Source organism: Brachyspira sp. G79, from assembly GCF_002379365.1.
Classification (GTDB): Bacteria; Spirochaetota; Brachyspiria; order Brachyspirales; family Brachyspiraceae; genus Brachyspira.
The window spans coordinates 1,432,062-1,438,102 of record NZ_JQIU01000008.1 but is presented as its reverse complement, the minus strand read 5'-3'; the positions used below and the strand labels follow the sequence as shown (position 1 = coordinate 1,438,102).

9 protein-coding genes and 1 pseudogene are annotated in these 6,041 nt (G+C 25.0%); 5 read left to right on the top strand and 5 right to left on the bottom strand.

The features are described from left to right. Positions 1–562: pseudogene (locus tag KQ44_RS07740) on the top strand (hypothetical protein); the annotation flags it as partial. 82 nt (positions 563–644) lie between these two features. Beyond that, the gene (locus KQ44_RS07735) at positions 645–1,676 is read left to right on the top strand and encodes a deoxyguanosinetriphosphate triphosphohydrolase (protein ID WP_096736922.1); all 1,032 of its coding nucleotides are present in this window, start codon (positions 645–647) and stop codon (positions 1,674–1,676) included. Between the two features lie 149 nt (positions 1,677–1,825). On the opposite strand, the gene KQ44_RS14980 is transcribed toward KQ44_RS07735, so the two are convergent. Beyond that, a complete protein-coding gene (locus tag KQ44_RS14980) occupies positions 1,826–1,963 on the bottom strand; it encodes a hypothetical protein (protein ID WP_240516547.1) in 138 nt (45 codons plus the stop codon). A 1,210-nt stretch (positions 1,964–3,173) separates the two neighbouring features. Here KQ44_RS14980 and KQ44_RS15580 point away from each other — a divergent pair. Genes KQ44_RS15580 through KQ44_RS07720 form a run of 3 tightly spaced genes read left to right on the top strand, consistent with a single transcriptional unit; the run spans position 3,174 to position 4,225 of the window. Then, entirely contained in the window at positions 3,174–3,647 is a 474-nt protein-coding gene (locus KQ44_RS15580; RefSeq protein ID WP_096736921.1) for an STM3941 family protein, read from the top strand. A 2-nt stretch (positions 3,648–3,649) separates the two neighbouring features. Then, positions 3,650–3,796, top strand: coding sequence for a hypothetical protein (locus KQ44_RS14970; protein ID WP_240516545.1), 147 nt, complete (start codon positions 3,650–3,652; stop codon positions 3,794–3,796). Beyond that, a complete protein-coding gene (locus KQ44_RS07720; protein WP_240516544.1) occupies positions 3,797–4,225 on the top strand; it encodes a hypothetical protein in 429 nt (142 codons plus the stop codon). Between the two features lie 20 nt (positions 4,226–4,245). On the opposite strand, the gene KQ44_RS07715 is transcribed toward KQ44_RS07720, so the two are convergent. The 4 genes from KQ44_RS07715 to KQ44_RS07700 form a co-directional block, all read right to left on the bottom strand. Continuing rightward, the gene (locus KQ44_RS07715) at positions 4,246–4,713 is read right to left on the bottom strand and encodes a hypothetical protein (RefSeq protein WP_096737800.1); all 468 of its coding nucleotides are present in this window, start codon (positions 4,711–4,713) and stop codon (positions 4,246–4,248) included. Between the two features lie 125 nt (positions 4,714–4,838). Beyond that, entirely contained in the window at positions 4,839–5,324 is a 486-nt protein-coding gene (locus KQ44_RS07710; RefSeq protein ID WP_096736920.1) for a periplasmic heavy metal sensor, read from the bottom strand. A gap of 42 nt (positions 5,325–5,366) precedes the next feature. Next, positions 5,367–5,588, bottom strand: coding sequence for a hypothetical protein (locus KQ44_RS07705; protein WP_096736919.1), 222 nt, complete (start codon positions 5,586–5,588; stop codon positions 5,367–5,369). Positions 5,589–5,733: 145 nt separating this feature from the next. After that, positions 5,734–6,041 (bottom strand): DUF4349 domain-containing protein (locus tag KQ44_RS07700; RefSeq protein ID WP_143277883.1); only part of this gene is annotated, 308 nt, incomplete at its 5' end.

Genomic DNA, 6,041 nt, shown 5'->3' with positions numbered 1-6,041 from the left:
GGGATTAACTGTAACAATTCTTAATCATTTATTTAATTTCTATTATCCATTTATAGATAATAAAGAAAAATAAACTTTAGATATTAATGGCGAATATAATTTTTCAGAAGATTTCAAATTTTAAAAAAGAAAAAGAAGACTTTCAGATGAAGTTAGTTCATTTTTAAAACAATTTTCTACTTATGAACTAAAAAAGTATTTTCTTAGACTTAAAGATTTATATGCATTTAATATATTATATTTAGATGAGAAAACTATTTGTATATATAAAAGAATTACTCAAGTAGAAGAAGATAAAAAACTTACAATTAATAATATTTCTCTTATTTATGATTTGAATAATCAAAAATTAATAAGTTCTTATTTTAACGACTTAGTAAATAATTCTGATGATATTTTAAAAAACTATAATGATTTTAATAATGATAATTTAATATTTTTTATAACGGATATGGGTATTATAGTTATGTCTGATAATGGTTATGAAAAAATATTTATTCCTTTAGATGATTTAAAAGACAATATAAATAAAGAACATTATTTGGCTTATTTATTTAATTGATTTTTTATATTATTGTTTTTTTTTATTAATTGATTTATTATTAACATAATTATTTAGAATACTCTTTTTTAAGGAAAATATTTTGAGAACAATAAGACTTGATATAGAAACTAGAGAAAAATCTTTTTTATCTAAAGCCGCATCATTTTCATCTGAAAGCAAAGGAACAGTATATCCAAGAGAAAAGGATGATATAAGAACAATTTATATGCAAGACAGAGATAGAATAGTACACAGTGAATATTTTAGGCGTCTTAAAGATAAAGCACAGGTTATAATGCTTTCAGTAGGCGATTTTAGAACTAGGCTTACGCATACACTTGAAGTTATGCAAATAGCAAGAAGCATAGCAAGGGCATTAAGACTTAATGAAGATTTAACAGAGGCTATTGCATTTGGTCATGATTTAGGTCATTCTCCATTTGGACATGCTGGAGAGAAGGCTATATCAAAATATTTTAAAGGGTTTCATCATTCTTCACATTCTTTAAGAGTAGTTGAACATTTAGAAAAAGGCAAGGGGCTTAATTTAAGTTTTGAAGTAAGAGATGGAATTATAAAACATACAAAAGGAAAAAATGGAAAACTTATCGCTGACTCTTCAGGACCTTCTACTAATGAGGGAATGATTGTAAGGATATCAGACACTATAGCATATGCCAATCATGATGTTGATGATGCTATAAGATACGGACTTCTTAAATATAATGATTTACCAAAGGATATTGTTAAAGTATTAGGTACTACATACGGTGAGAGGGCAGATACTATGATTATGGGTGTAATAGAAGCGAGTATGGAGAAGATGGAGATAGATATTGATGAGAAAGTTTTAAAGGCTATTAATGATTTAAGAGCTTTTATGTTTAAAACTGTTTATGAAAGTAAGGCTATACTTGAAGATGTAGAGAGAGTTAATAGAATTATATCTACTATATTTGAATATTTGTTAAAACATAAAGAAAGAATAGAAGAAGATAATTTATTTAAAAAAGCAGATATTCCTTATAAAAGCGATGAAGAACTTGTTAAAGATTATGTAGCTCATCTTACTGATTCTGAGGCTATTAGTCTGCATAAAAAAATTACTTACGGAAAACTTAATTATATTTAATTTATTTTAATAGAGCTTTTTCTAATGATAACTTCTGGAAAATAACTTATTAATGTCGATTTTTCATTAAACCTTTTTAATATATATTCTGCTGAGTATAATAATTTTTCGTATAGTTTCTGATTCATAGAAGTTAAATCTACGAAATTTTATATTTCTAAATTGTTACCACCTATAATATCTATATCGTTTCCTATTTTGTAGCCTAATTCTTTTATACCCTTCATTCCTTCTATAGACATTTGATCACAAAAATAGAATATAGAATCTATATCAAAATCTTTCAAAAATTTTTTTGTAGATAAATATTAATTTTTTATAGTAATATATTCTGTTTTAAATAACTTGCATTATAAATTTAATTTTTCACACACAGTTTTTACTCCATTAAATCTTTCCTGTTAAGGCTGATCAAAATATTTATATGTAATAAAAGCAGGCTTAATCCAACCGTTACTATAAATATGTTCTATACCCATTTTCCGCCTAAATAATCATTAACATCTATATTAAGTTCGTGCTCCTGCTGCATCATATTAAAAAATACAGTTGGTACTAAAAAATTTTTAGTAACTTCATCTGGATATTAAATAGACTTATAATACTTCTTATATCACTCCATTTTTTTCATTTTTTGAATTAGTTTATTAATGGATATATTTTCTATATTTTTATAAAATCTTATATAAAAATTATATCTTAATGCTATATTTTGAATATATTTTATAATATCTTCAATAATTATAGAATTATGATCTGGTAATATAAATAATATATCCCTATAATCTGTTTTTTCTATATTTCTCAAGTCTTCAAGATAATATTTTGCTAAAAATAGAAATTATTTTATGAAATGTTTCTACGTTCAATTTTTATGGTTCATAAAAAACTTTTACAGTAGTTGGTGCAATATTTATAATGCGTGCTATGTGATATATTTTTATATTTTTGCATAAAAAATATATTTAAAATATTTATTAAACTATATATTATAGCACTATTTTTTATAACAAATTCATATCATTTTTTAATATATAAAAGTATCATAATCATGGATATTAATAATAAATATATCTATCTATACCTAAACAAATATAGTTTGTCAAAAAAAATTTTTAAATTTAGTATTTGTGGTGACATACAGTCGTGCCGCCCCCAACTTTTTTGTGACTGTAGTAAGTGACTTTGGTATTTCATAGGAGAGCAGTCATAGCTGCCGACGAAGTACGTCTGCGATCTAAGGAAGTACCGTTAGGTATGGTGGGTGTCAGCAGCTGAATACTATATTTTATGCTGAATTTAATAATTTATTTTACATGTGAAATAAAAGTAGTACTATTTAGTATTATTTTTTTACTTGTACTTTCGCGAAGTGTATCCGAGGTTATCAAGGATATAAGTTTCTTTTTGTGGCAGAAAAAAGAACAACAAAAAAATTGACAAACTTAAAAATTTTCAGTATATATATTATAATACTAATTAAAAGAGGCAGTAAAAATGGATAAGGATTTACCAAAAATTGAAATATATAATAGCAAAAGAAAATTAGTTTTATTATTATTATTTTCTTTTATTTTTATTGTAATTTCAATATTAGCTTTTCTACATTCAAGTTTTTACAAGAAAATATTATTTACTGTCAGTTTATTATTTTTTTTAATATGTTTTTTGGTATTTATTATTCAGTTACTAAAATCAGGAAAGCCCATAATTATTTTAGATGAAAATGGAATAATGTATAATATTCTATTAAAAAATAAAAATATATTTGTAAAATGGACTGATATTAGAGAGATATATTTTTCAAAAACATTTATTTATTTATACTTAAAAGAAGAAAGTAGCTTATCAAGAAATAGAAAAAATCCTGATGAACCTATTGTTTTTTATATGTCGGAATTAAAAATGAAGAAAGATACTGTTATAGCTATGATTACATTTTATTTTGAAAAAAGCACTGGGGTTATTTGATTATGAAAGATATTAATAAATTATTTGCAAACAGTAAATTTTCTGTTAAAGTTTATATTAATAATATTAGGTATTTTGCTATAATGATGATAGGATTAATAATTGCTATTCTTCTTATAAGTGTATTATTTACAAAAGCTGACAGTTAAATGAGAGCTGCTATTATATTTGTAGTATGCTTTTTTATTTTTGGGGTTGTTATACTCTCTATAATTTTGATAAAAAGTATTATCTTTAAGATTCCTAGTTTTATATTAGATGATAATGGAATATATTATAATAATTTATTAGTAAAAAGTTATATATATGTACTTTGGAAAGAGATAAAAGATTTGGATATTATAGGAGGATATTTATTTATATATTTAAAAGATCCTCAAAGTTATTATTTAAGAAAGTTTAATGGCAGAGTAATATCAGAAAATCCTTTATACATACATTTGGGAGATTTGGATATAAGCAATAAATTTATTAATAGTATGTTTGACTTCTTCTATGATAATTACGATGACTTTGATGACGATAAAAATGCAGGCAAAGAAGAAGATTATAAAAAATACTACAGAGATTACTATTAATAATTTTTAGTAAATTAATTTTATTTAAAATGCCTGTTTATATCAAGTTCTCTTAAAGTCCTAATCATCTGCATTTCCATCTGTATTCTGAAATTATCATTAACAGCACTATTTACAGCATTATTATTAGGATTTTTCTGATTTATTTGTGCCTTAATTGTAGAATTATTTATTTTCATTTGATTTTCAAGCATTCTGTATCTTGGGGAATATCTTCCATTTATAGCTTCTAGTTTTTGTCTGTCTCTGTAGCTCATATATCCGCTTCCAAAATAATGAAATCTTCCGTTTCTATAGTAACTTTTAGTATATCCGGGATTAGCAAATCTTGGAGTTGTTAGATCATTTTTATACGGATAAAGAGGTATTGCAGATTTTGCTCTTGGAGGTACATAAGGCTTTACATTTCCAACTCTAGGTGCTGGGCTGTAATAATATTGTGAAAAAGATAGACTTGCAGCACTTAAAAATACAAATAATATGTTCAATATTTTCATAGTTTTTAATCTCCTTATATACTTTATAATTTAAAACAAACAAAACTAAAAAAATAAAATCTCCCGCATAATAATTTTATTATTACACGGGATATTAAAGTTGAGCGATTAAAAAATTATTTATTTTGGTATACTTTGTCTATTTCTAAAAAGCATTGAGTTCTCAATTTTTGTAAATCAGCAGATGCTTTGCTTCTTGCATCTATTGCAGTATTGATAGCATTTTGATCTGGAGCATCTTTTCTCATTTCAGTATTAATATTTTGTGTTTGGTTATATATTTCTCTTCTTAAAGTATCCATTTGAGGGTAATATTTATCCTGTATAGTTCTTATTTGATCAATTTGTTCTTGAGTAAGCTGATTGTTATAATATCCGTAATAACCTCTTCCGTATCCAGCAGCATATCCGCATCCGCCATATCCAGCACCATAATATCCTCTGCCATATCCAGCACCGCATCTGCCATAGCCTGCACCATAACCAGCACCGTATCCTCTGCCATAACCTCTGCCGTATTGAGCAAATAAAGATACTGAACCAAAAATCATAATTGCTATTGATATTAATATAATTGCTTTTTTGTTAATTTTGTTTGTCATGTTTTTCTCCTTTTTTATTTATAAAAATTTTTATTTTATTTTTTATTGTGCATTGTAATAATAACAGCCGTTATAATATCCTCTGTATCCATTATTGTATCTGTAATCAGGATTATTATATCTGCCATAGCCTGAATTATAACCGCAATAATTTCCTCTTCCGTATCCGCCTCTGCCGTAACCTCTTCCATACTGAGCAAATAAAGACAAAGAAGCAAGAAGCATAATTGCTAATGCTGTAAAAATGATGACGCCTTTTTTCATACGTTTTCTCCTTAATTTTATTTTTGTTATTTTTTGTTTTTCTTATGCTTTATTAGACGAAGACTATATTTAAAAGTTCCCAAAAATTTCTGAAATTTGATAAAAAAACGATTTTTTTTGATATACTAGGTGTAAGTATTATAATTTATTTAATTTTTTTGTATAATTTTCTTATTAAACCTATTTTTCCAAAGCATATATAGTAGAATAATGCTGCTATTAGTACTATAGGTATTGAAACGGCTACAAAACCAATTAAAAAGAATCCTATTGAAGAGAAAAATGCTTTTAAAAATGATATTAAATTTATGTATTTATTATAAAGATTATTATTTCCAGACTTTATAGCTTCTCTGTCTGAAATATTTAAAGTTACTTTAGAATAGTTTACAGATGAATTAAGATTTTCTAATGTTCCTTTCATAGATTCTATTTCATATGTTAAAGTGTTAA